Source organism: Pseudonocardia sp. 2-7 (assembly GCF_056341085.1).
Genome location: NZ_CP094507.1, coordinates 2,589,902 through 2,612,577, shown reverse-complemented (window position 1 = coordinate 2,612,577; position 22,676 = coordinate 2,589,902). Strand labels below are relative to the sequence as shown.

The 22,676-nt window shown below is 76.3% G+C and carries 24 protein-coding genes; 9 read left to right on the top strand and 15 right to left on the bottom strand.

Annotated features, from left to right (window positions below; translation table 11 throughout):
- Positions 1-20 precede the first annotated feature (20 nt).
- The 4 genes from MTO91_RS12775 to MTO91_RS12760 all read right to left on the bottom strand — a co-directional run bounded on the left by MTO91_RS12775 (position 21) and on the right by MTO91_RS12760 (position 2,545).
- The gene (locus tag MTO91_RS12775) at positions 21-485 is read right to left on the bottom strand and encodes a sodium-independent anion transporter (RefSeq protein ID WP_476654633.1); all 465 of its coding nucleotides are present in this window, start codon (positions 483-485) and stop codon (positions 21-23) included.
- Between the two features lie 351 nt (positions 486-836).
- A complete protein-coding gene (locus MTO91_RS12770; RefSeq protein ID WP_405417316.1) occupies positions 837-1,265 on the bottom strand; it encodes a DUF2795 domain-containing protein in 429 nt (142 codons plus the stop codon).
- A complete protein-coding gene (locus MTO91_RS12765; RefSeq protein WP_405417318.1) occupies positions 1,262-1,462 on the bottom strand; it encodes a hypothetical protein in 201 nt (66 codons plus the stop codon). Before MTO91_RS12765 ends, MTO91_RS12770 begins: the two co-directional genes overlap by 4 nt.
- A gap of 183 nt (positions 1,463-1,645) precedes the next feature.
- Positions 1,646-2,545: an isocitrate lyase/PEP mutase family protein gene (locus tag MTO91_RS12760; protein WP_405417320.1), complete on the bottom strand. Its 900-nt coding sequence runs from the start codon at positions 2,543-2,545 to the stop codon at positions 1,646-1,648.
- Positions 2,546-2,685: 140 nt separating this feature from the next.
- On the opposite strand from MTO91_RS12760, the gene MTO91_RS12755 reads away from it, so the two are divergent.
- From MTO91_RS12755 to MTO91_RS12740, 4 genes are all read left to right on the top strand, one after another.
- Complete coding sequence (locus MTO91_RS12755) at positions 2,686-3,342, top strand: GntR family transcriptional regulator (protein ID WP_476654632.1); 657 nt, start codon at positions 2,686-2,688, stop codon at positions 3,340-3,342.
- Positions 3,339-3,980, top strand: a complete 642-nt coding sequence (locus MTO91_RS12750; RefSeq protein ID WP_476654631.1) for an isochorismatase family protein — start codon at positions 3,339-3,341, stop codon at positions 3,978-3,980. Before MTO91_RS12755 ends, MTO91_RS12750 begins: the two co-directional genes overlap by 4 nt.
- Positions 3,981-5,060: an LLM class flavin-dependent oxidoreductase gene (locus MTO91_RS12745; RefSeq protein WP_476654630.1), complete on the top strand. Its 1,080-nt coding sequence runs from the start codon at positions 3,981-3,983 to the stop codon at positions 5,058-5,060.
- Positions 5,061-5,136: 76 nt separating this feature from the next.
- Entirely contained in the window at positions 5,137-6,084 is a 948-nt protein-coding gene (locus MTO91_RS12740; protein ID WP_405417324.1) for an acyl-CoA desaturase, read from the top strand.
- Positions 6,085-6,104: 20 nt separating this feature from the next.
- Here MTO91_RS12740 and MTO91_RS12735 read toward each other — a convergent pair whose 3' ends face one another.
- From MTO91_RS12735 to MTO91_RS12725, 3 genes are read right to left on the bottom strand one after another with little or no spacing between them, the layout of a single operon-like run.
- Entirely contained in the window at positions 6,105-7,172 is a 1,068-nt protein-coding gene (locus tag MTO91_RS12735; RefSeq protein WP_476654629.1) for an ABC transporter ATP-binding protein, read from the bottom strand.
- Positions 7,169-8,758, bottom strand: a complete 1,590-nt coding sequence (locus MTO91_RS12730) for an ABC transporter permease (protein WP_476654627.1) — start codon at positions 8,756-8,758, stop codon at positions 7,169-7,171. Before MTO91_RS12730 ends, MTO91_RS12735 begins: the two co-directional genes overlap by 4 nt.
- A gap of 2 nt (positions 8,759-8,760) precedes the next feature.
- Entirely contained in the window at positions 8,761-9,804 is a 1,044-nt protein-coding gene (locus tag MTO91_RS12725; RefSeq protein WP_476654625.1) for an extracellular solute-binding protein, read from the bottom strand.
- 123 nt (positions 9,805-9,927) lie between these two features.
- On the opposite strand from MTO91_RS12725, the gene MTO91_RS12720 reads away from it, so the two are divergent.
- The 5 genes from MTO91_RS12720 to MTO91_RS12700 all read left to right on the top strand — a co-directional run bounded on the left by MTO91_RS12720 (position 9,928) and on the right by MTO91_RS12700 (position 15,436).
- Positions 9,928-10,590: a LuxR C-terminal-related transcriptional regulator gene (locus MTO91_RS12720; protein ID WP_476654623.1), complete on the top strand. Its 663-nt coding sequence runs from the start codon at positions 9,928-9,930 to the stop codon at positions 10,588-10,590.
- Positions 10,587-11,891, top strand: a complete 1,305-nt coding sequence (locus MTO91_RS12715; RefSeq protein WP_476654622.1) for a sensor histidine kinase — start codon at positions 10,587-10,589, stop codon at positions 11,889-11,891. Before MTO91_RS12720 ends, MTO91_RS12715 begins: the two co-directional genes overlap by 4 nt.
- Positions 11,892-11,981: 90 nt before the next feature.
- Entirely contained in the window at positions 11,982-13,943 is a 1,962-nt protein-coding gene (locus MTO91_RS12710) for an MFS transporter (protein WP_476654621.1), read from the top strand.
- Positions 13,936-14,562 carry a TetR/AcrR family transcriptional regulator gene (locus MTO91_RS12705; protein WP_405417338.1) on the top strand — a complete coding sequence of 209 codons (627 nt, stop codon included), beginning with the start codon at positions 13,936-13,938 and terminating at the stop codon, positions 14,560-14,562. The genes MTO91_RS12710 and MTO91_RS12705 overlap by 8 nt, the downstream gene beginning before the upstream one ends.
- Before the next feature lie 31 nt (positions 14,563-14,593).
- Positions 14,594-15,436: an alpha/beta fold hydrolase gene (locus MTO91_RS12700; RefSeq protein ID WP_476654619.1), complete on the top strand. Its 843-nt coding sequence runs from the start codon at positions 14,594-14,596 to the stop codon at positions 15,434-15,436.
- Between the two features lie 32 nt (positions 15,437-15,468).
- Here the strand turns inward: MTO91_RS12700 and MTO91_RS12695 are convergent, their stop codons facing one another.
- From MTO91_RS12695 to MTO91_RS12660, 8 genes are read right to left on the bottom strand one after another with little or no spacing between them, the layout of a single operon-like run.
- Positions 15,469-16,323 carry an ABC transporter permease gene (locus tag MTO91_RS12695; RefSeq protein ID WP_083474056.1) on the bottom strand — a complete coding sequence of 285 codons (855 nt, stop codon included), beginning with the start codon at positions 16,321-16,323 and terminating at the stop codon, positions 15,469-15,471.
- A gap of 4 nt (positions 16,324-16,327) precedes the next feature.
- A complete protein-coding gene (locus MTO91_RS12690) occupies positions 16,328-17,176 on the bottom strand; it encodes an ABC transporter ATP-binding protein (protein ID WP_083658341.1) in 849 nt (282 codons plus the stop codon).
- Positions 17,177-17,223: 47 nt separating this feature from the next.
- Complete coding sequence (locus MTO91_RS12685; RefSeq protein ID WP_073575059.1) at positions 17,224-18,252, bottom strand: ABC transporter substrate-binding protein; 1,029 nt, start codon at positions 18,250-18,252, stop codon at positions 17,224-17,226.
- A complete protein-coding gene (locus MTO91_RS12680; protein ID WP_337826166.1) occupies positions 18,249-19,364 on the bottom strand; it encodes an amidohydrolase family protein in 1,116 nt (371 codons plus the stop codon). The genes MTO91_RS12685 and MTO91_RS12680 overlap by 4 nt, the downstream gene beginning before the upstream one ends.
- Complete coding sequence (locus tag MTO91_RS12675; RefSeq protein ID WP_179759994.1) at positions 19,361-20,491, bottom strand: amidohydrolase family protein; 1,131 nt, start codon at positions 20,489-20,491, stop codon at positions 19,361-19,363. The genes MTO91_RS12680 and MTO91_RS12675 overlap by 4 nt, the downstream gene beginning before the upstream one ends.
- Positions 20,488-20,928, bottom strand: a complete 441-nt coding sequence (locus tag MTO91_RS12670) for a Rieske (2Fe-2S) protein (protein WP_073575062.1) — start codon at positions 20,926-20,928, stop codon at positions 20,488-20,490. Before MTO91_RS12670 ends, MTO91_RS12675 begins: the two co-directional genes overlap by 4 nt.
- Positions 20,925-21,362, bottom strand: coding sequence for an aconitase X swivel domain-containing protein (locus MTO91_RS12665; RefSeq protein ID WP_062394624.1), 438 nt, complete (start codon positions 21,360-21,362; stop codon positions 20,925-20,927). The genes MTO91_RS12670 and MTO91_RS12665 overlap by 4 nt, the downstream gene beginning before the upstream one ends.
- Complete coding sequence (locus MTO91_RS12660) at positions 21,359-22,639, bottom strand: aconitase X (RefSeq protein WP_476654615.1); 1,281 nt, start codon at positions 22,637-22,639, stop codon at positions 21,359-21,361. Before MTO91_RS12660 ends, MTO91_RS12665 begins: the two co-directional genes overlap by 4 nt.
- Between the last annotated feature and the right edge of the window lie 37 nt (positions 22,640-22,676).

Sequence of the window (22,676 nt, the reverse complement as noted above, 5' to 3'; positions counted from 1 at the left end):
GGCCCCGGGGCCGGTCGGGGTCAGGTACCGGAGGAGACCGGCCTGCCACCCGCGCGGTCGTCGCCGGCCCGGCGCGGTCCGGGCACGGTCCCGGCTCCACCGGCGGTGCCGGCACGGGCCGCGGTCAGCGTCCGGACGGCGACCTCGGCGGAGGGGAAGGCGCTGCAGCGCTGCAGGACCTGGCGGGCGCGCAGCGGCAGCAGCTCCGCCCGGCCGCCGCACCCGGCCAGGTGCAGACGCACACCCTCGGCATGCGAGCGGGCGACGACCGCGCCGAGCCGCTCGGTGGCGGGCCCGTCGAAGGCGTTGACCCCGGAGAGGTCGACGACGACGTGACCCGGGGTCCGCCCGCACCGCGCCTGCGCGTCGAGCATCCGCGCCAGCGCCTCCACCCCCGCACGGTCCAGCCGCCCGGACACCCGGACCAGCCGCACCCCCGGTCCCGCCGTCTCGACCGCGATTCCGATCTTCGTCTGCCCCGCCACGTCCGCCTCCTCGCCGCGCCGGGCCCGCCCGGGCCCGGACACCCGCGGCCTTCCCGGAGCTCCGCGGTCTACACGCGCAGGGACGGCTTGATCGATACCGTCGCCCGGTTCGGGGAAACCGGACCAATCCGGCCGCACCGCGTGATATACATCACCTCGCGTGAGCAGCCGGACTCCCACCGGCACGCACCCGCCTCGTCGCAGGCCACGCACCCCGAGGACCCACCACCCGTCGCTGGGGAGCGGACGGGTGGTCACCCCGGCCGGGGCCGGCGGATTCGGGACCGCCGACCCCGGCCGACTCGGCCCCACCCACCACCGTCCGGGGCGGTCGCACGGCCCCGTCGGAGATCAGGCCGGGCGGTGCCCCGGCGCGGGCGCGGGCCTGCCGTGGGCACGCGGCGGGCGCGGCGCGACACCGGCCCGCTCGGCGGGGTTCAGCCGGTCCGCGCCGATCGCGGGCCGGACCGGCGCCGGGCGCAGCCGGCCACGCGCCGCGGCCGTGAGCACCTCGACGACGGCCTCGAACGACGGGTACCGCCCGTCGGGCAGCGGGAGGAGCTGCTGGCGGACCACGCCGCTCACCCCCCACGCCTCGGCCTCGGCGAGGACCTGCCAGCGGTGGGCGGGCCAGCGCAGACCGGCCAGCACGCGTCCGAGGTTCTCGCGCAGCCGCTCCAGGTCGCCCGGCGACACCGGCAGCGGGTCGACCGGCGACAGCACGGTCCGGGCGGCCGGGACCGGGCGCAGCGCGCGTCCCGGCACGGGGGGTGCGCTCACGCGGCCCACCCCCTCTCCAGCTCGGGCTGCTGCGCCCCGCTGCACGCCGGGTCTCCGTCGAGGTGCCGGTAGGAGAAGGCGGGCCTCTCCAGCGGGGCCGCGGGGTCGGAGTGCCGGAAGATCCGACAGACCGAGCCGTCCGCGACCGACGACCAGCATCGTTCGCAGATGCGGAGCCGGGGAGTGTTCTGCTGCACGATCCACCGCCTGGGGCGATTCCGGGACCCTGCCCGCCCGCCCCGTTCCGATCGACGTCCGCAGGTCGGCAAGGTCATCTGCACCGAGTGTGGTGTACGACATATCGACCCGCCACTCCTGGGCGTGTACCGGCGTCGGCTCCGCGGGGCCGACGTTTGCCGCACGGGGCGTCCGGGAACTGTTCACTCCCCCTCCGCGCGGTAGCGCTGCTCCAGCTCACGGACCTCCCCGATCCCGGCGAGCTCGGCGAACGCGTCGAGGCCGCCGAGCCGGCCGATCAGCGACGCCGGGGTGCCCTCGGCCCGCAGCCGCTCCAGCAGCTCCCGCATCCCGGCCGTCGCCGCGAGCAGGGTGCCCACGGGGAACAGGACCAGGGCGAACCCGAGCTCGGCGAGCCGGTCGCGCGACAGCGGCGGGGTGCGGCCGCCCTCGGCCCAGTTGAACACCAGCCGGTGCCCGGCCAGCGCGGTCGCGACGGTCTCGATGTCGCGCTCGGAGGTCGGCGCCTCCACGAACAGCAGGTCGGCGCCGGCGTCGGCGAACCGGCGGGCCCGGTCGATCGCCGCGTCCAGCCCGTCGACGGCGGCGGCGTCGGTCCGCGCGATCACCAGCAGGTCCGGGTCGGTGCGGGCGTCGACGGCGGCCCGCACCTTCGCGGCCATCTCCGCGGCGGGCACCACCTGCTTGCCCGCGAGGTGCCCGCACCGCTTGGGCATGACCTGGTCCTCCAGGTGCAGCGCGGCGACCCCGGCCCGCTCGTAGTCGCGGACGGTGCGGATGACGTTGAGCGGGTTGCCGTAGCCGGTGTCCGCGTCGGCGATCAGCGGCAGGTCGACGGCGTCGGCCAGCCTGCCCGCGTGCGCGGCCATCTCCGCACCCCCGAGCAGACCGACATCGGGCCGGCCGAGGAGCCCGGCCGTCGTCCCGAACCCGGTCATGTAGACGACGTCGAACCCGGCCTGCTCGACCAGCCGCGCGGACAGCGCGTCGTAGGCGCCGGGGGCGAGCACCGGGGTGCCGGCGTCGAGCAGGGCACGCAGGCGCGCCCGGCGGTTCCCGGGTCGGCTGAGGAGGTCGGCCACGGCGGGGTCCCTTCGTCAAGCTGGATTGTGTACACGTGTCTCGTCCACTCTGCCCGTCATCCGGACGTAACAACAGGTGGAGCCTTGTGCGTGACCGGCGGCACTCGTAGGTTGCATACAGCCCGACGCCGGAGGTGACGATGGTCGACACGACTCCCCGGCGCGCCTCCGAGCGCGCCCAGGCCGCGCTGCGCGAGGAGATCCTCACCGGCGCGCTGGCCGCGGGCGCCCACCTGGGCGAGGTCGAGCTCGCCGACCGCCTCGGGGTGTCGCGCACCCCGGTCCGCGAGGCGCTGTCCCGGCTCGCCGCGGAGGGGCTGGTCGAGCTGCACCCGCACCGCGGTGCGCGGGTCGCCACGTTCTCCGAGGCCGACCTCGACGACATCTTCGGGGTCCGCACCGCGCTGGAGCCGCGGGCCACCGCGCTGGCCGCCGCCCGCGCGACCGCCGCCGACCTCGACGAGCTCGACGACCTCGCCGGCCGCATGCTCGCCGTCGGCGGCCCCGGCCCCGGGCAGGACCTCGACGCCCTGGTCGCCCTGAACCGGCGGTTCCACGCCCGGCTGCTCGAGATCGCCGACACCCCCGCGCTCGCCTCCGCGCTGGCCGGCGTCGTGCACGCACCGGTCGTGCTGCGCACCTTCCACACCTACGACGCGGCGTCGCTGGCCCGCAGCCTCGCCCACCACGCCGAGATCGTCGCCGCACTGCGCGCCGGCGACGGCGGCTGGGCCTCCGCGGTGATGGTCAGCCACATCGCCAACGCCCGCGCCATGATGACCGGGGACCGCCGGTGACCGGGGCCGGGGCGGGACCGCACGGTGCGCCGTTCTCGGGCCGGGTCGGCTGGGGCGCGGCACCGGCCGTCGTCGTGGTGGACCTCGTGGCCGCCTACACCGAGCCGGACGGGCCCTTCTTCCTCGGGGACACCGCGACCGCGGAGCGCGTCACCGGCGGCTGCGACGCCGTGGTCGCCGCGGCCCGCGCGGGCGGGCACCCGGTCGTCTGGACCGTCGTGCGCTACGCCGCCGACCTCGCCGACGCCGGGTTCTTCGCCGCGAAGGTCCCCGCCCTGTCCTGCTTCGCCGAGGGCGCCCCCGGGGACTGGGGCCGGCTCGTCCTCGACCCGGCGCCGGGCGAGGCGCTGCTGGCCAAGCAGCACGCGTCCGCCTTCGCCGGGACCTCGCTCGCCGCGACGCTGCGGGCCCGCGGGGTCGACACCGTCGTCGTCACGGGGGTGTCGACGTCGGGCTGCGTCCGCGCCACCGCCACCGACGCGCTCGCCGCCGGGTTCCGCCCGGTCGTCGTCGCCGACGCCTGCGCCGACCGCGACGCCGGCGTCCACGCCCGCAACCTCGCCGACCTCGACGCCAAGTACGCCGACGTCGCCGACCTGCCCAGCACCGTCACACAGCTGTCCACCCCGGAGGTCTGAGTGCACTACGGCGTCTTCATCCCGAACGCGACCAACGGCTACATCCTGTCCCCCGGCAGCCCGCAGTACCGGCCGAGCTTCGCCCACAACGTGGCGATCACCCAGGAGGCCGAGCGCCAGGGCCTCGACTTCGTGCTCTCGATGATGAAGCACCGCGGGGCGGGCGGGCCGAGCGACTTCTGGGGCGAGTGCCTGGAGTCGTTCACCCTGTTCGGCGGGCTCGCCGCGGTGACCGAGCGGATCGGGCTCTACCCGTCGGTGACCACGCTGGCCACCCACCCGATCATGGCCGCCCGGATGGTCGCGACGATCGACGAGATCTCCGGCGGACGCTGCGGGCTCAACATCGTGACCGGCTGGAACAAGCCCGAGTACACGCAGATGGGGCTGTGGCCCGGCGACGAGTACTTCGAACGCCGCTACGCCTACGCCGCCGAGTACGTCCGGGCGCTGCGCGCGCTGTGGAGCGAGGGGACCGCGACCTTCTCCGGCGAGTTCTTCTCCTTCGACGACGCCGACATGCGCCCCAAGTCGCTGCACACCCCGACGATCGTCTGCGCGGGCCAGTCGCCGGCGGGCCAGGCGTTCACCGCCGAGCACGGCGACCGGAACTTCATCATGGCCGAGCGCTCGAAGGTCGGGGACATCGCCGCCGGGGTGCGCCGGCTCGGCGACGAGGCGGGCCGCGACGTCGGCACCTACGCGCTGTACTGCATCATCGCCGAGGAGACCGACGACGAGGCCGACCGGCTGTGCGCGCACATCGTCGAGAACGCCGACCTCGAGGCGATCAGCTACATGACCACCGGGGCGTCGCTGGACACCAACCCGGACGGCACCTCGGCCCAGCTGCTGGCGTCGCTGGAGCGCCCCGCCTCGGAGGGGAACATGGCGTTCCTGTCACTGCCGGTGGTGAAGGGCTCCTACGAGCGGGTCGCGGCCCAGCTCGACGAGATCGCCGCGACCACCGGCATCGACGGGGCGCTGCTCACCTGGCCCGACTTCGTCGACGGCGTCACCAAGTTCGGCGAGCGCGTGAAGCCGCTGCTGCGGGAGGCCGCCCAGCCCGCCACGGCCTGAGGAGTCCCCACTCACGGTGCGTGAGGGGGGTTGTCCCCACTGCCCGTTCTGGTGCGAGCCGGAACCATCGGGGGGTGTGACCGACACCCGGCCCGCGCCGCGCTCCGACTTCTCCGACCGGCTCCGGCATCCCGTTCCGCACCTGTTCGTCTACGCGTTCGCGATCGTCCCGGCGATCGCGGTCGTCGCCGCGGTCCCGCTCGCGTGGGGCTGGGGTCTGACCTGGCTCGACGCCGGCCTCGCACTCGGCCTCTACGTCGTGTCCATGCTGGGGGTGACCGTCGGTTTCCACCGCTACTTCACCCACGGGTCGTTCACCGCGAACCGGCCCCTGAGGATCGCGCTCGCCGTCGCGGGCAGCCTCGCCGTCCAGGGGCCGGTCCGGCACTGGGTGGCCGACCACCGCCGTCACCACGCCTACGCCGACGCCGAGGGCGACCCGCACTCGCCGTGGCGCTACGGCACCTCTCCCGCCGCGCTGGTCCGCGGCTTCTGGCACGCCCACATGGGCTGGATCTTCGACCGGTCGCTGACCGACCAGCGCCGCTTCGCCCCGGACCTGCTCGCCGACCCCGACATCGACCGCGTCCACCGCGGCTTCACCGTCCTGACGATCCTGTCCGTGTTCGGCCCCGGCGTCGTCGGCGGCCTGGTGACCTGGTCCTGGTGGGGCGCGTTCACCGCGTTCTTCTGGGCCGGGCTGGTCCGGGTCGCGGTGTCGCACCACGTCGCGTGGTCGACCAACTCGATCTGCCACCTCGTCGGTGAGCGGCCGTACCGGGCCCGGGACCGCTCCACCAACGTCTGGCTGCTCGCCGTCCCGAGCATGGGCGAGTCCTGGCACAACCTGCACCACGCCGACCCCACCTCGGCCCGGCACGGCGTCGGCCGCGGCGAGATCGACATCTCGGCCGGGACGATCCGGCTGTTCGAGAAGCTCGGGTGGGCGTGGAACGTCCGCTGGCCGACCGAGAAGCGGCTGGCGAAGCTGGCCGCCCGGCCGGACGAGCCGGCCGCCGCCTGAGCCGGCCCCGGGGGTCCCGCTCAGCGGGGTCCCGGGACGGCGGGCACGACGTGCACGGCACCCCGGGACCGCACGCGGCACCGGTCGCCGGGGTGCGGCACCCGGTCCGTCCCGGCCCGCACCCGCAGCACGGTGCCCCGGTCCGGGACCCGTCCGTCGAGCAGCACGGTGACCAGCACGGCGTCGCCGACGAAGTCGACGGTGCCGACCCGGGCGGGCGCGCCGGGCCCGTCGGCGCCGGCCAGCTCCAGCTCCTCGGGGCGCAGCACCGCCACCAGCGGCGCCGCCGGGACGTCCGCGGTGCGGCAGGGTGCGGCCCCCAGCGCGGTCGTGACCGTGCCGTCCGCCACCCGGGCGGGCAGCAGCACGACGTCGCCGACGAACCCGGCGACCCGGGCCGAGACGGGGGCGGCGTAGAGCTCGCGCGGCGGCGCGGTCTGCTCCAGCCGACCGTCGTGCAGGACGGCGACGCGGTCGCTGACCGCCAGCGCCTCCCGCCGGTCGTGGGTGATGAGCACCCCGGTGGCGCCCGCGGCCCGCAGCGCCGCGACGACCTCCCCACGGACCTGCTCGCGCAGCCCGGCGTCGAGCGCGGAGAACGGCTCGTCGAGCAGCACCACCCGGGGGTCCGGCGCGAGTGCCCGGGCCAGGGCGACCCGGCGGCGCTCCCCGCCGGACAGGGCGTGTGGCAGCCGGTCGGCCTCGGCGGTCAGGCCGACCAGCGCCAGGAGCTCCGCGACGCGCCCGCGCGCGGCGGCGGCCGGGCGCCGGCCGGGCCCGCGACGCAGCCCGAACCCGACGTTGCCGGCCACGGTCAGGTGCGCGAACAGCGCCCCCTCCTGCGGGACGAGCCCGACCCGGCGCCGCTCCGGCGCGACGGCGGTGACGTCGTCGCCGTCGAGGTGCACCGTCCCGGCCGAGGGCCGGTGCAGCCCGGCGACCACCCGCAGCAGCGTCGTCTTCCCGCTGCCCGACGCGCCGAGCACCGACACCAGCTCACCCGGCGCGACGTCGAGGTCGATCCCGTGCAGCACCGGGTCCCGGCCGTAGCCCGCCCGCACCCCGCGCACCGACAACCCGGTCCTCATCGCTCTCCTCCCGGCCCGCCCGCGGTGGCCCGGACCAGCAGCGCCGCGGGGACGCACGCCAGCAGCAGCAGCGCCAGCGCCGCGGGGGCGGCCGCGCCGAAGGCCCCGAGCGAGGTCTGCGACCACAACCGGGTGGCCAGGGTGTCGATCCCGGTCGGGCGCAGCATGAGCGTCGCCGGGAGCTCCTTCATCGCCGTCACCGCCACGAGCAGCCCGCCGGCGGCCACCCCGGGCGCGGCCTGCGGCGCCGTCACCGACCACCAGGTCGACCACGGCGTCCGGCCGAGGGTGCGGGCGACCTCCTCGGCCTCGACCGGCACCCGCTCGACCGCCGCGCGGGTCGCACCGAGCGCCTTGGGCAGGAACAGGATCGCGTACCCGAACACCAGCACCGCCGCGGTCTGGTAGAGAGCCGGGACCAGCACCAGGGACAGGAACACCAGGGCCAGCCCGACGACGACCCCCGGCAGCCCCTGCCCGAGGTAGGCCACCGACTCGGTCGTGGCGACCGCGCGGGACCGGTACCGGGCCGCGAGCACCCCGACCGGCAGCGCCATCGCCACCGCCAGCAGCGCGGCCGCGCCGGACAGCAGCAGCGTCCACCCCGCCGCGACGGCCAGCCGCGGCAGGTCGGCGTCCACCCCGCCGGCGGCGACGACCCGGCCGACCAGCACCGTGGGCGGCCCGACCAGCGTCACCGCCGCGACCGCGCCCAGACCGGCGACGACCGCGGCGCCGGCGGCCGGGCGCAGCCGCACCGGTGCGGCCGCGGTCGGCGCGGTGCCCGCCCGGGCCCCGGTGAAGCGGCGCCGGGCGGCCCGCTCGGCCGCGACCAGGCCGAGCGTCGCGGCGGCCAGGACCAGCGCGGTCACCGCCGCGCCGGTCCGGTCGACGGTCCCCTCGTAGGCGGCCTGCACCGCCCAGGTGAACGACTCGTAGCGCAGCAGCGCGGGCGCCCCGAAGTCGGCGAGGGTGTACAGCGCCGCGAGCAGCGTCCCGGCCAGCGCGGCGGGCAGCGCCTGCGGGAGCGTGACCCGGCAGAACGCGCTCACCGGGCCGAGGCCGAGGGTGCGGGCGGCGTCCTCCGGCCCGGTGTCGGCGGCGCGCAGGGCGGCGGCCGCGGGCAGCGTCACGTACGGCGTGCAGGCCAGCACCAGCACGACGGCCAGCGGGCCGAGACCGCGGGCCTCGGGCCGGACCGCGAGCACCGCGAACGCGAGCAGGTAGGACGGCACGGCCAGCGGCAGCGCGGCCAGCACCCACCACAGCCCGGGTCGGGGCAGCCGCACGCGGACCAGCACCGTCGCGGTGGCGAGGCCCAACAGCAGGCAGCCGGCGCCGACGACGGCGACCAGCACCGCCGAGTTCAGCGCCAGGGTGAGCGTCCGTTCGCGCGCGAGCAGCGCGGCGACCCGCCCGGGGTCGGCACCCGCGACCCGGACGACGAGCCACACCAGGGGCAGCGCGGCGCACGCGGCGACGACCACCGCCGCGCCCAGCAGGGCACGGGGTGGTCGTCGCCGGCGCCGCACCGGGGCCGGCGGGCCGGCCGGCGCGGTACGGGGCGGGGACCGGCGCAGCAGCACGGTCAGAGCAGCCCGACCTGTGTCATGAGCTGCGTCGTGCCGTCGAGGTCCTCCAGGTCGGCCAGGTCGAGCCGCGGCGCCCGCAGGTCGGCCAGCGCGGGCATCCCCGCGGGCCCGGCGACGCCCGCCACCAGCGGGTACTCGCCGGTCTCGCGGGCGAAGTACTCCTGGGCCTGCGGCGACACCAGGAACCGGAGCAGCTCCCGGGCCTCGGTGGACTCCGCGGCCCCGGCGAGGACCCCGGCGCCGGTGACGTTCACCAGCGCGCTCGCGGTGCCGGGCGCGCCGAACTTCAGCGCGGTGTTCGCGGGCGGGGTCTCGGCGGCGGCCACGTAGTAGTGGTTGATGAGCCCGACGTCGACGACGCCGCTGTCCACCGCCTCCAGGATCGCGGTGTTGCGTGGGAAGACCTGCACCTCGTTGGCGCGCAGTCCCTCCAGGAACGCGCGGGCGGCGTCGTCGCCCTCCTGGACGCGCAGCGCGGTGACGAAGGCCTGGAACGAGGCGTTGGTCGGGGCGATGCCGACCCGGCCGCGCCAGCGCGGGTCGGTGAGCTCGGTGACGTCGGCGGGGACCTCGGCCTCGGGCACCCGGGTGTTGTAGGCCGCGACCCGGACCCGGCCGGTCAGCCCGGTCCAGGTGCCGTCGGTGGCGGTGTAGGGCGCGGTGACCGCGCCGCGCACCTCCTCGGGCAGCGGCGCGAAGGCGCCCGCCCCGGCCAGCGCGCCCAGCGCGCCGGCGTCCTGGGAGAGGAACACCTGGGCGGGGGTCGCGGCGCCCTCCTCGGCGAGCTGCGCGGCGAGCTCGGTGGTCGAGCCGTAGCGGGTGTCGACGGTGATCCCCGACTGCTGCTGGAACTGCGCCAGCAGCGGGCCGACCAGGTCCTCCTCCCGCCCCGAGTACAGGGTCAGGGTGCGCGGCCCGTCGCCCGCCGCCGGGGCCGGGTCGGCCGGGGCGCCGCCGCAGCCGGCCACGAGCAGGGTGGCGGCGAGGACGGCGCCGGTGAGCACGCCGCGCCGGGTCGGTCGGGTCGTCGATGGGGTCACGTGGTCCTCCGGGGTGCATGGGGGATCCGCCCGGTTCGCCGGGTCGGTCCCTTTTCGAGCGAGGGGAGGCTAACCTCTGGCGAGGACGTCCTGATCTCCCGAGAATTGAGGGGGTGCGCGCAGGTGCTGCGGGTGCTGCTGGTCGACGACCACCGGTCGTACACCGACCTGCTCGCGCTCGGCCTCGCCGTCCACGGTGACGCGGAGGTCGTCGGCGTCGCGCACGACGCGGCGGCCGCCCGGGCCGCCCTGGCCGGCGGGGACCCCCGGCGGGCGCCGCAGGTCGTGGTCCTCGACGTGCGTCTGCCCGGGGGCGGCCTGACCCTGCTCGGCGACGTCCACGCCGCCGGGGCCCGCGCCCTGGTGCTCACCGCGCACCCGCGGCCCGGTCCGGCCCGCGAGGCCCTCGAGGCGGGCGCGGCCGGGTTCCTGGGCAAGCAGACCCCGCTGGCGGGGATCGTCGCCGCCGTGCGGACGGTCGCCGCGGGCGGCACCGCGCACCCGTCCGCCGCGGAGTCCGAAGCGACCGGGGCGACCCTGCCGCGGCTGACCCCACGCGAGCTCGACGTGCTGCGCGGGCTGGCCGGGGGCCGCGACGTCACCCGGATCGCCGCGGCGCACCGGCTGTCGCCGCACACCGTGCGCGACCACGTCCGCGCGCTGCTCGGCAAGCTCGGCGCCCGCTCGCAGCTGGAGGCCGTCGTCGCCGCCGAGCGGCTCGGGCTCGTCGCCCTGGACCCCGGGGGCGAGCCGGTCCCCCGGGCCGCCGGGCAGCCCGTGCCGTGAGCGCACCCGGTACCACGGGCCCGGTCGTCGCCGGTCCGGACCGGCGGCTGCTGGCCCGCACCCTGGCGCGGCACGCGGTCGTCACCGCCGCCGCGGTCGCGCTGGTGTGCGCGCTGGTCGCCGCCGGGGTCTGGTGGCTGGCCCACGCCGAGGCCGAGCGGCGCGCCGAGGAGGTGTCGCGACGGGTGGCGACGGCCGTCGTCGTCGGCCTGGCCGACCGCGACCTCGCCACCGCCGGGCCCGCCGGGCGCGAACGGCTGCTGGCGGACCTCGCGCCGTTCCGGGCGACCGGGATGGTCAGCCGGGTCAAGGTGTGGCTGGTCGAGGGCCCGGTGGCGCGGCTGGTGTTCTCCGACGAGGCCCGCATCGAGGGTCTGACCCGCCGGTTCGATCCCGTCCTCGCCGCCCGGCTCGACGGCGGCGCCGCGGTGGTGCTCCCCGTCCCCGACGACGGCGAGCACCGCTACGAGCACGGCGACGGGCTCCGCGAGGTCTTCCTCGGCTTCACCGACGGTGCCGGGCGCCCGGCCCGGCTGGAGGTCTACGTCCCGGTCGACGTCGACGGGGCCACCGCGCACGCCGTGGGGCTGCTGCTGCCACCCGCGGTGGCCGGGATGCTGCTCGTCGCGGCGGCGGTCCTGCCGCTGTCGGTGGCGCTGGCGCGGCGGCGCGAGCGCGAGCGGACCGAGCGCCGCGACGCCGCCCTGTACGGGCTGGCCGCCGGCGAGCTCGCCCGCCGCGACCTGGCCCGCCGCCTGCACGACGACGTGCTGCCGACCCTGGCCGGCGCCGGGCTGATGCTCGACCTCGCCCCGGCCCGGCCCGAGCTGCTGGACCGGGCCCGGGCCACGGTCGGCGACGGCGTCGTCCGGATCCGGTCGGTGCTCGACGCCCTGCACCCGGCCGACGTCGACGCCGCCGGTCTGCCCGCCGCGCTGGCCGCGCTCGCCGCCGGCGGCGACCCGCCCGCGGCAGTCGTCACGACCGGGGACCCCGCCGGGACCCTCGACGACCGCGGCGCGGTCCTGCTGCACCGCGTCGCCTCGGAGCTGCTGCGCAACGCCCGCGCGCACGCCCGTGCCCGCACCGTCGAGGTCGGCCTGCACGTCGCGGCCGGCCGGGCCCGGCTCACCGTGACCGACGACGGCACCGGCTTCGACCCCGGCCGCGGCCCGGAACCCGGCCACATCGGGCTGCTGCTCGTCCGCCGCGCGGTGGCCGACGCCGGCGGGACTTTGGAGGTCCGCAGCGCGCCGGACCGGGGCAGCACCGTCACCGTCGTGCTCCCCCGCCGCGGCTGAGCCGGCCGCCGCGCCGCATCGGTGCACGGTGTGCGCCGACGCACGTTCGGCAAAGTTGCACAGCCTGCATCTTTGGGCCAGACTCGTTGCGTGCCGTCAACTACCCGCACCGTGCGCACCCCCGAGGAGGCCGCGGCCCACCGCCGCGACGTACTGCTCCCCCTGACCGGCCTGCTGATGGCGCTGTTCGTCGGCGTGCTGTCCAGCACGATCGTGTCGAACGCGCTGCCCCGGATCCTGGGCGACCTCGGCGGGACCCAGGCCGAGTACACGTGGGTGGTCTCGGCGTCACTGCTGGCGATGACGGCCTCGACCCCGATCTGGGGCAAGCTCGCCGACCTCTACTCCAAGAAGCTGCTGGTCCAGGCCGCGATCGGGATCTTCCTGATCGGCTCGCTGCTCTGCGGGCTGGCGGTCTCCACCGGGCAGCTCATCGGCTTCCGGGTGCTGCAGGGCCTCGGCATGGGCGGGCTGCAGGCGCTGACCCAGGTCGTGATCGCGGCGATCATCACCCCGCGCGAGCGCGGCCGCTACATGGGCTACCTCTCGGGGATCATGTCGATCGCCGTCGTCGGAGGTCCGCTGCTCGGCGGCATCATCGTCGACTCGCCGCTGGGCTGGCGCTGGTGCTTCTTCGTCGGCGTCCCGCTGGCCGCGCTCTCACTGCTCGTGCTGCAGCGCACCCTGAACGTGCCCACCCCCGTCCGCGCCGACGGCGAGCGCCCCAGCATCGACTACCTGGGCGCCACCCTCATCGCCGCCGCGGTGTCGGCGCTGCTGCTGTGGACCTCGCTGGCCGGCAAGCAGTTCGGCTGGGCCTCGCCGACCTCGTTCGGCCTGATCGGCGCCGGCCTGGTGCTGCTGGTGGGCGCGATCGTCGTCGAGCGACGGGCCAAGGACCCGGTCGTGCCGCCGTTCCTGTTCCGCGACCGCACCGTCGTGCTCGCCACCGTCGCGAGCCTGTTCGTCGGCGTCGCGATGTTCGGCTCCACCATCTTCCTGTCCCAGTACTTCCAGCTCGCCCGGGGCGCCAGCGCCACCGAGGCCGGGCTGCTCACCCTGCCCATGATCGTCGGCATGTTCGGCGCGTCGAACGTGGCCGGCCAGCTGATCACCCGCACCGGCGTCTGGAAGCGCTACCTCGTCGGCGGCGCGGTCTCGCTGACCGCGGGCCTGGCGCTCGGGGCGGCGGTCATCTCCTCGACCACGCCGTACTGGCTGGTCGCGGTCGCGATGGCACTGGTCGGCATCGGCGTCGGCACCACGCAGCAGAACCTCGTGCTCGCCGTGCAGAACACCGTCGCGCTGCGGCACATGGGCGCCGCGAGCTCCACGGTGACGTTCTTCCGCTCGCTCGGCGGCTCGGCCGGAGTCGCGGGGCTGGGCGCGCTGCTCGCCTCCGTGGTCGGGTCCCGGACCGCGGCCGGACTGGCCGACGCCGGCGTCGACGGCGGGGCGGCCGTCGGCGGCGGGCAGGTGCCGCACCTGGCCGAGCTGCCCGAGCCGGTGCGCTCGATCGTCATGGAGTCCTACGGCCACGCCACCTCGATGATCTTCCTGGTGGCCGCGCCGCTGGCCTTCCTGGCCCTGCTGGCGATCCTGGCCCTGCGCGAGGTCCCGCTGCGCGACACCCTCGACATCGCCAAGCCCGCCGACCCCGCGGCCGGTGCCCCGGCCACCACCCCGGCCCCGCCGACCGGTCCGGTGCTGCACGGGTTCGTGCGGGCCGACGGCGCCCCGGCGGGCGGCGCCGTGCTGACCGTCCTCGACGGCACCGGCGACGAGCTCGGCCGCACCCGCGCCGACGCCGACGGGCACTACCGCATCTGCGTCGCCACCGGCATCGTGTCCACCGTGTACCGCTGGGAGGGCCGTCCGGCCGCGCGCCGGGTGACCGTCGGCGCGGACGGGCTCCGACTCGACGTCGACCTGCCGGCCGGCACACCCGCCGACGGCACCACACGCACCGCCGACGGGCATCCGGGCCGGCACGAGCTCGTCTCGGTCATCGAGGCGCCCGAGCGCGAGCGGACGGGGGCCGACCGTGGCTGAGCAGGCCGCCCCCGGGCGTCGCGAGCGCAAGAAGGCCGCCACCCGGGCCGCGCTCGCCGGCGCCGCACTGCGGCTGTGCAGCACGCACGGCCCGGACGCGGTGACCGTCGAGCAGATCGCCGACGCCGCCGACGTCGCGCCCCGCACCTTCTTCAACTACTTCACCTCGAAGGAGGAGGCGGTCGTCGCGGGCTACGCGTCGTCGGCGGACACCCTGCTGACCGCGTTCGCCGCCCGCCCCGACGACGAGCCGGTCACCGAGTCGCTGCGGCACGCGCTGCGCGCCGTGGTCACCGACCCCGGCTACCTCGACCGGGTGCAGGCACTGCGGGCGCTGCGGGGGCACCCGGCGATCGTCGCGCACCAGATGGCCGCGTTCGCCGCCCAGGAGCGGGCGCTGGCCGACGCCGTCGTCGCCCGGACCGGGTCCGACCCGGCCCGCGACCTCTACCCGACCCTGGCCGCGGCCGCCGCGGTGACCGGGCTGCGCGTCGCGGTGCAGCACTGGCTGGGCGACCACGGCACGGACCCGCGCTCGCCGTCGCTGACCCAGCTGGTGGACGAGGCCATGGCCGTGTTCGACGCCGGCCTGCGCGCCCTGGCGGGGGCCCCGGCCTGACCCGGCGGGCGGCCGGGAGAGGATCCCCGGCGTGCCCGTCACCACCGTCCTGGACCGCCCGGCCCCGGCACCGCTGGAGCTGACCCTGCACCCGGCGCCCGACCCCGGTGCGCCCGTGCTGCTGGTCGTGCCCGCGATGGGGATGCGGGCGTCGTTCTACACCCCGCTGCTGGGGGCGCTGGCCGACGCCGGCGTCGCCGCCGCGGTCACCGAGCTGCGCGGGCACCAGGCCCGCCCCGCTCCCCCGCCCGGGCGCCGCCACGACTTCGGCTACGACGACCTCGTCGGCGACCTCGCCGCCGCCGTCGAGGCGGTGCACTCCGGGCGGCCCGGCGCGCCGGTGTTCGTCGTCGGGCACAGCCTCGGCGGGCACCTCGCCACCGCGTACGCCGCACGGCACCCCGACCGCGTCGACGGTGTCGCCCTCGTCGGGTCGGGCAGCGTCGACTGGCGGGTCTGGGGGCCGGCCCACCTGCTGCGGACCCAGGCCGTCGTGGCCGCGGCGATGCTGATCGGGCACTTCCCGGGCGACCGGGTCGGCTTCGCCGGGCGGGAGGCCCGCGGGCAGATGCGCGACTGGGGCCGGTGGGCCCGCACCGGGCGGCTCGCGTTCGGCACGCCGCGGGTCGACCACACCCCGTCGATCGCCGCGGTGCACCTGCCGGTCCTCGGGATCGGGTTCGAGCGCGACGGGCTCGCCCCGCCCGCCTCGGTCGACGCGCTGCTGGGCATGTTCGGCGCGGCCACGGTGACCCGCCACCGGCTCGACGTGCCCGCGGCACGCCCGCACTTCGGGTGGGCCCGCGAGCCGGCCGCACTCGACGTCGTCGTGCCGCTGCTGACCGGCTGGGCCCGCGACGCCGCCGGGGCGTGACCCCGGCGGCGTCGGCGTGCGGGCGCTGCGGCTCAGACCCCGGTGTTCACCGACTCGTGCCACGGGATGACCAGGCGTTTCGCGGTGGTCACCATCAGGTAGAGCAGTGACCCCAGCACCGCGAGCAGCACGATCACCGCGAACAGACGGGGCGCGTCGAGGGCGTTGAGGCTCGACACCACCAGGTAGCCGAGCCCGGCACTGCCGCCGAGGTACTCACCGACGATCGCGCCGATCACCGAGAACACGATCGCGACCTCGGCGCCGGCGAACACGTACGGCAGGGTCGCGGGCAGCTCCAGGTTCCGGAACGTCGCCCAGCGCGAGGCGCCCAGCCCGGTCATGACGTCGCGGTGCCCGCGCTCGACCGAGCGCACCCCGAGCATCACGTTGAGCATGATCGGGAAGAACGCGAGCAGCCCGGCCATGATGATCTTCGAGGTGGGGCCGAAGCCGAACCAGATCACGAAGATGGGCACGAACGCCACCTTGGGCACCACCTGCAGCGCGACCAGGGCGGGCTGCACCGCGCGGCGCAGCCACTCGATCCGCCCGAGCAGTGCGCCGACGCAGACACCGGCGACGAGCGCGGCGCCGAACCCGACGAGGACCTCCAGCAGCGTCACGCCGATGTGGCCCCAGATCGCCGGGTCGGCCAGCAGCTCTCCCAGGGCGCCGACGACGGCGGCCGGTGCGGGCAGGATGAACTCCGAGACCCCGACCACCGAGACGGTGAACTGCCAGGCCCCCACGAGCAGCAGCAGGAGCACCGGCCCGGAGATCCACGGCAGGCGCCGCAGCCAGGGCGACTCCTTCTCGGGGCCGCCGGGGTCGGTCACGGGGGTGGCGGGGTCGGTCGCCGGAGCGGGCCGTTCGGTCGTGGTCATCGGTTCAGTCCTCCCGGTCCAGCTCGGTGCGCAGCCCGGCGACCAGCGCGCCGAACTCCGGTGTCGTCTCGGTCGCGGCGGACCGCGGCCGGGGCAGGTCGATCGTGGTGATCGACCGGATGCGTCCCGGGCGCGGGGTCAGCAGCACGACCCGGTCGGCCAGGAACACCGCCTCGGGGATCGAGTGGGTCACGAACACGACGGTGGCGCCGGAGACCGCGTGGATCTGCTGCAGCTCCAGGTTCATCCGGTCGCGGGTCAGGGCGTCCAGCGCGCCGAACGGCTCGTCCATCAGCAGCACCGACGGGTCGCAGGCCAGGGCGCGGGCGATCGCGGCCCGCTGGCGCATACCGCCGGACAGCTCCCGCGGGTAGGACTCCTCGAACCCGCCGAGCCCGACGGTGGCGCACAGCTCGCCGGCCCGGGCGCGACGCTCGGCACGCGGCACCCCCCGCAGCTTGAGCGGCAGCGCAACGTTGTCGGTGATCGTGAACCACGGGAACAGGTTCGCCTCCTGGAACACCAGACCGAACTCGGCGAAGACCGCGTCGTCACGACGGCCGGCGGCCCACGCGGGCCGTCCGCCCGCCTCGACCAGCCCCGCGGACGGGGCGAGCAGGCCGGACAGGATCCGCAGCAACGTCGTCTTGCCGCAGCCCGAGCGCCCGACCAGCGAGACGAACTCGCCGCGGGCGACGTCCAGGTCGATCCCGGACAGTGCGCGCACCTCCCCCCGCCGGGTCGGGTACACCTTGTCCACACCGGACACCCGCAGGCCGACCGCGCCCCCGGTCGGGGCCGCGTGCGCCCCGGAACGGGTCGCCGTCGCCTGGGTCGCTGTCTCCTGGGTCATGCTCGTCTCCTGCTCCGCTGCCGGGGACCGTCGTGTCGTCGGGGTGCTCATCGGGTGCCCTCCGTGCCGTTGAGGCCGGCGTCGAGCCACTGCGCCGGGTCCAGGCCGGCGGGGACCTGACCGACCGAGGACACCTCGTCGTAGGTGGCCTGCCAGCGCTGCGGGGCGATGCCGGTCGGGCCCTGGCCCGCCGCGTAGCCGTCGACATAGGACGCGAGGGCGGCGCGGGCGACCTCGGGCCGGTCCAGCGCCGAGACCTGGTACTTCGAGCCGATGAGCTGCATCGTCTCGGCGAAGCCGCCTCCCTCGTCGGCGGTGATGAACGCGGTGGCGTCGGCGATCGCCGCGAGGTAGCGGCGCAGTTTGTCCTGCTCCTGCGGGTCGGTGGCGGTGGCCTTCGAGGTGGCGTAGATCTGCGACCCGGCGGAGATGGCGTCGTTGGGGTCGTAGACGACGGCCTCGGGCCGGGTCGCCTGCAGCAGCATCGCGGTGTCGAGCGAGACGATGAACGCGTCGACGCGGCCGGTGTTCACCAGGTCGAACACGCCGGGGCTGAGCCCGACGACCTGGCGGCGCAGCTCGGCGGGGGCGATCCCGGCCGACCCGGCGACGAGGTCGAGGGTGATCGAGCTGGTGCCGCCCTCCGACGGCGTCCCGACCAGCTTGCCGCGCAGCTGCGCGGCGTCGGTCACCGGCGCCCGCTGCGAGGAGACCAGACGCAGCGGCCCGTTGTGCACCACACCGCCGATCGCGACCAGCGGTGCACCGCGCTCGCCCGCGGCGACCATCGTCTCGATGTCGCCGATCCGGGAGATCTCCGCGGACCCGGCGAGCAGGGTCTGGATGGCCGGCGCCGAGCCCTGGGTGGCCTCGAAGGTCACGTCGAGACCGTGGGCGGCGAAGAAGCCCTTGGTGTCGGCGATCATCTCGGCGGCGTAGCCGAGCGACTCCATCGGCAGGATGTTGAGGAAGGTGATCCGGTCGCGGCCGTCCTCACCGCCGCCCGCGCCGCATCCGGCGAGTGCGAGGCAGGCGGCGAGCAGGACCGCGGCGAGCCGGGTCGTCGTGCGGGTCATCGGGGGACCTCCGGTGCGTGCTGGGTCGACGCGAGGGACGGCGCGGGTGGGGCGACGGTGTCCGTGCTGCGGTACCACGCGGTGGCGTTGCCGCGGCGGATCGCGGCCCGGGCGGCGGGGTCGAGGGCGGCGAGGAGACGGGCCACCCCGTCGCCGTGGCGGTGCGGGTGGTCACCGGCGTAGAGCAGGAGCCCGGCGGCGCCCAGGACGTCCAGGGCGTCGTGCAGCTCGCCGGGATCGCGCGGCAGGTGGACCGGTGCGGTGGTGAACCGGACCTGCTCGCGGACGTACTCCGACGGCATCCGGTCCACCCACGGCACCTCGCGGCGGATGCCGCGCCACTCCTTGTCCAGGCGCCACAGCAGCGGCGGCAGCCAGGACGAGCCGCACTCGGCGACGGTCACCCGCAGCCCCGGCAGCGCACCGAGGGCGCCCTCGGCGACCAGTGACACCAGCTGGGACTGGGCGACCTGCCCGTGGGACAGGTAGTCCTGCAGGTAGGTGTGGGTGAACCCGGTCGTGGTCGGGGCGCTGCCGACCCGGCCCCAGGCGTGCAGGGTGACGACCAGCCCGGCCGCGGCGGCCGCGGCGAGGACCGGCCGGAACACCGGGTGCCCCCAGCGCAGGTCGTGCCCGCGCACCGGGAGCAGCACCTGTACGAAGCGCGGGTCGGCCGCCCAGTGCTCGATCTCGGCGACGGCCGCGGCCGGGTCGCCGAGCGGCACCGCGACCGAGCCGCGGGCGCGGGGCTCGTGGTCGAGGAACTGCTGCGCGGTCCAGGTGTTCACCGCCCGGCACAGGGCGGCCTCGAAGGCGTGGTTGCGGCTGACGTCGAACGCGGTGGTGCAGGTCAGGACCGCCGTACCGACCCGGCCGCTCCCGGGTGCGGGAGCGTCGAGAACCGCGGCCCGCAGGGCCGCGACGTCGTGCGGGGCGGGCCCGTCGACCATCGCGGGCGGGTAGGCGCCACCCTGGACGGGGTCGGCGCGCAGTGCGGCGCCCGCCGCGTAGTCGCGCCAGTACGGGCTCAGCAGTCCCGCGAGGTCGGCGAACGACGCCGGCGCGACGTGGGTGTCGGCGTCGACGAACTCCTCGGGCGGATCGGCGCTCATTCCTCGCTCCCGGGCAGGGTCAGGCCGTAGAGGCGGGCGGCGTTGGCGGCCGCCATCGGCCGGCGCAGCGCCGCGGGCAGCACCCGCAGCGCCGTGATCGGGTCGTCGAAGTCCCAGTGCGGGTAGTCGGAGGAGAACAGGATCCGGTCGGTCATCCCGGTCTGCTCCCAGGTCGTCGCCAGGTGTGCGGGCACCGGCGGCTCGTCGATCGGCTGGGTGGTGAACCACACCCGCTCGCGCACGATCTCCGACGGCGGGCGGGTCAGCCACGGGACGTCGTCGCGGCACAGCTCCCAGGCGTCGTCGAGCCCCCAGAGCAGCGACGGCAGCCAGGACACCCCGCCCTCGACGAGCACGAACTGCAGGTCCGGCACCGCCTCGAGGACGCCGCCGGCGACCAGCCCGGTCAGCGCGACGGCGACGGCGTTGCCGTACCACGCGTGCTGCTCCAGGTAGAACGACGGCCAGCCGTCCCCGCGGTGGCCCTCGGTGCCGCCGAGGTGGATCGCCACCGGCAGCCCGTGCGCGGCGGCCGCGGCGTAGATCGGCCGGTACTTGGCGTCCGACCACGGCAGGAACGTGCCGCTGGGGAACAGGACCTGCACGAACCGCGGGTCCGCGGCGCGGCGCTCGATCTCGGCGACGGCCTCCGCCGGCGACTCGTGCGGGATGCAGATGCTGGCCCGCAGCCGCGGCTCGGGGTCGAGCCAGTCGGTGACCAGCACGTCGTTGTACGCGCGGCACAGCGCAGCCGCGAACGCGGGCTCCTCGGCGCCCGCGGTGTGGCCCTGCATCGGGATGAGCACCCCGGCGACGACGTCGTAGGGGTCGAGCAGCTGGCTGCGCATCAGGTCCAGGTCACTGCCCGGGGGCCGGACGGCGCTGCCGGGCGGGCCGGCCTCGGGATGGGAGTCGCGGCGCATGCCGCCGTGCCGGACCCGGGGGTAGACCGCGGGCGGCGGCGCGCCGCGCAGCCCGAAGCGCAGGAACCGGCGCCGCCAGGGCTCGGGCAGCGCGGCCGCGAGCCGGTCGGCGGTGACGACCGGGTGGATGTCGGCGTCGACGATCGGGGTCCGGGCGCGACGCCGGGCGGGGGCCCGGCCGGTGACGGGTGCGGTGCTGGTCATGACGCCTCCTCGGTGGTGGGACGGCGGCCGGTGTCGACGACCACCCAGCGGTCCTCGACGGTCACCTCGAAGGTCTCGGCGGTGTACGGACCGGGTGTCATGCCCGGCGGGCCCGGCTCGACCGACGCCGGGAGGCTGCGGGCGGGCGCGTCGCCGGGCTGGTAGGAGCGGCCGGTGCGCACGTCGTACTCCCAGCCGTGCCAGGGGCAGGCGACGAGCACGTGGCCCTCGTCGAGCCGCACGTCCGAGGGGCCGGTCGCCACCGGTGCCCCGGCGACGGAGCCGCGGCACAGCGGGCCGCCCTGGTGCGGGCAGTGGTCGGCGAGGGCGTAGTAGTCGTCGCCGACCCGGAAGACGCCGATCGAGCGGGTGCCGACCCGCACCACGCGGTGCTCGCCGGGGGCGAGCTCGTCGGCGGGCAGCACGGCGAGCCTCACGTCCCCTCCCCCGCCCTGGCCAGCAGCTCGACCGTGCCCGCGGTGGCGTCGAGCCGGATGCGGTCGCCGGTGCGCAGGACCTGCACCGGGTCGGCGTCGAGGTCGGCCAGGGCCGGGACCCGGGTGACGACGGCGCCGAGCGCGGCCTTCGTCGTGGTGACCGTGAAGACCATCCCGAGCGGGGCGGTGCCGAGGAGCCGGGTGCTCTGGAAGAAGGCCGACCAGCCCGAGGACCCCTTGGCGCCGGGGAACACGAGGATCTTCCCGGTGAAGCAGACGCCCTGCAGGGCGTGCCGGGCCTCGACGATCGTGCCGGTCGCCGGGTCGATGCCGCCCCAGCCGGAGATGGTCTCTGGGGATACCAGCGCCTCGCCGGTGACCACGCCGGGCACCACGGTCCGTCCGCGCAGGACGGTCCCGACCGTCGCGGTCATCGCAGCTCACCCGACCAGCGGCCGGTGGTCGCGGCCTGCACGCAGTCCTCGGTGGTGCCGAACCACGCCTCGATCCCGAGGATCGCGGGCAGGTAGTGGGCCTGCTTGGCGGAGTCGGTGGCGAACACCCGGGTCCCGGGCGGGGCCAGGCGGGACATCGCCGGGCAGGAGTCGGTGAGGACCTTCGCGCCGGCGGCCTCGATGGTGGCGGTGTAGCCGCTGCGCTCGGCCACCGCGGCCAGCGCCCGCGGCGCCATGATCCACAACGAGGTGCCGTCGTGCAGCCTGCGGCCGTCGAGGAGCCGGGCGACGTCGCGGATCTGGTCGAGCGAGGCGTGCGGGCAGCCGAGCAGGACGAAGTCGACGCACGCGCTGGTGCCCTGGTCGTTGAGCCGGGCGTAGGTGGCGGCCCGCTCGGCGGCGCCGTAGACGACCGCGTCGGCCGGGAGGTTGCCGCTGAACGCGGCCTCGACGGTCGGTGCCTCGGGGGTGACGCCGGGGACGTGGTACATCTCGACCCCGCCGGAGGACGCGGCCGCGGCGCCGAAGTGCTTCAGGTCGGTGAGGTCGGGCAGCGCGAGGTCCCCGGTGACGACGGGGCGGGCCTCCTGCACGACGTCGCCGGTGAAGTAGCCGAGCAGGCCCCAGTCGAGGAACCCGCCGACCGGGGTGTCGACCCGGACCAGGTGGGTGCCGCGGCGGTGTTCGTCGTGGTGGTTGCCCCAGCACGGGACGCGCCCGGTGAGGCTCGCCGCGCCGGTCGACGCCGTGCCCTCGCAGTTGGTGCGGGCCCCGAGCACCGAGTTGGCGTAGACGACCGCGGAGGACTCCATCCAGGCGCAGTGCTCGCCGCGGACCGGGAGGTTCCCGACCTGGTACGGCGTGCAGGTCGCGAGGATGGAGACGCCGCGACGGCCGTAGAAGGTCTCGGCGTCGGCCTGCAGCTCGACGAACTGTGCCGGGTAGGGCGCGACGGCGGCCGCGTCGGCGCCGAAACCCTGCTGGAGCTGGCAGGTGGGCACCGCCATCGGCGGGATCTCGTGGGTCTCGTCGCTGTCGAGGTTGATCACCGAGAAGGCGCGGTCCCAGCCGCCCTCGGCCACCAGTGCGGCCTTGAGCGGGGAGGGCTGGGTGGCGGTCCCGGCCACGTTGCGGACCGAGCAGAACCGCTCGGCGTCCAGTGCCTCGGCGTAGCGGGTGAGCAGGTCCATCGCGGCGGCGACGGCGGGCCCCTCGGCTCCGTCGAGCATCCTGCGGTCGTCGTCGGTGAGTATCACGGGGCGCCTCCGGGCATCGTTGCCTGTCTCCTGGTGG

Excerpts from the sequence above, each read along its gene's own strand:
- MTO91_RS12735 (WP_476654629.1), bottom strand. The coding sequence starts at position 7,172 with ATGAGGACCGGGTTGTCGGTGCGCGGGGTGCGGGCGGGCTACGGCCGG.
- MTO91_RS12695 (WP_083474056.1), bottom strand. The coding sequence starts at position 16,323 with ATGACCACGACCGAACGGCCCGCTCCGGCGACCGACCCCGCCACCCCC.
- MTO91_RS12675 (WP_179759994.1), bottom strand. The coding sequence starts at position 20,491 with ATGACCAGCACCGCACCCGTCACCGGCCGGGCCCCCGCCCGGCGTCGC.
- MTO91_RS12680 (WP_337826166.1), bottom strand. The coding sequence starts at position 19,364 with ATGAGCGCCGATCCGCCCGAGGAGTTCGTCGACGCCGACACCCACGTC.
- MTO91_RS12755 (WP_476654632.1), top strand. The coding sequence starts at position 2,686 with ATGGTCGACACGACTCCCCGGCGCGCCTCCGAGCGCGCCCAGGCCGCG.
- MTO91_RS12690 (WP_083658341.1), bottom strand. The coding sequence starts at position 17,176 with ATGACCCAGGAGACAGCGACCCAGGCGACGGCGACCCGTTCCGGGGCG.
- MTO91_RS12685 (WP_073575059.1), bottom strand. The coding sequence starts at position 18,252 with ATGACCCGCACGACGACCCGGCTCGCCGCGGTCCTGCTCGCCGCCTGC.
- MTO91_RS12665 (WP_062394624.1), bottom strand. The coding sequence starts at position 21,362 with ATGACCGCGACGGTCGGGACCGTCCTGCGCGGACGGACCGTGGTGCCC.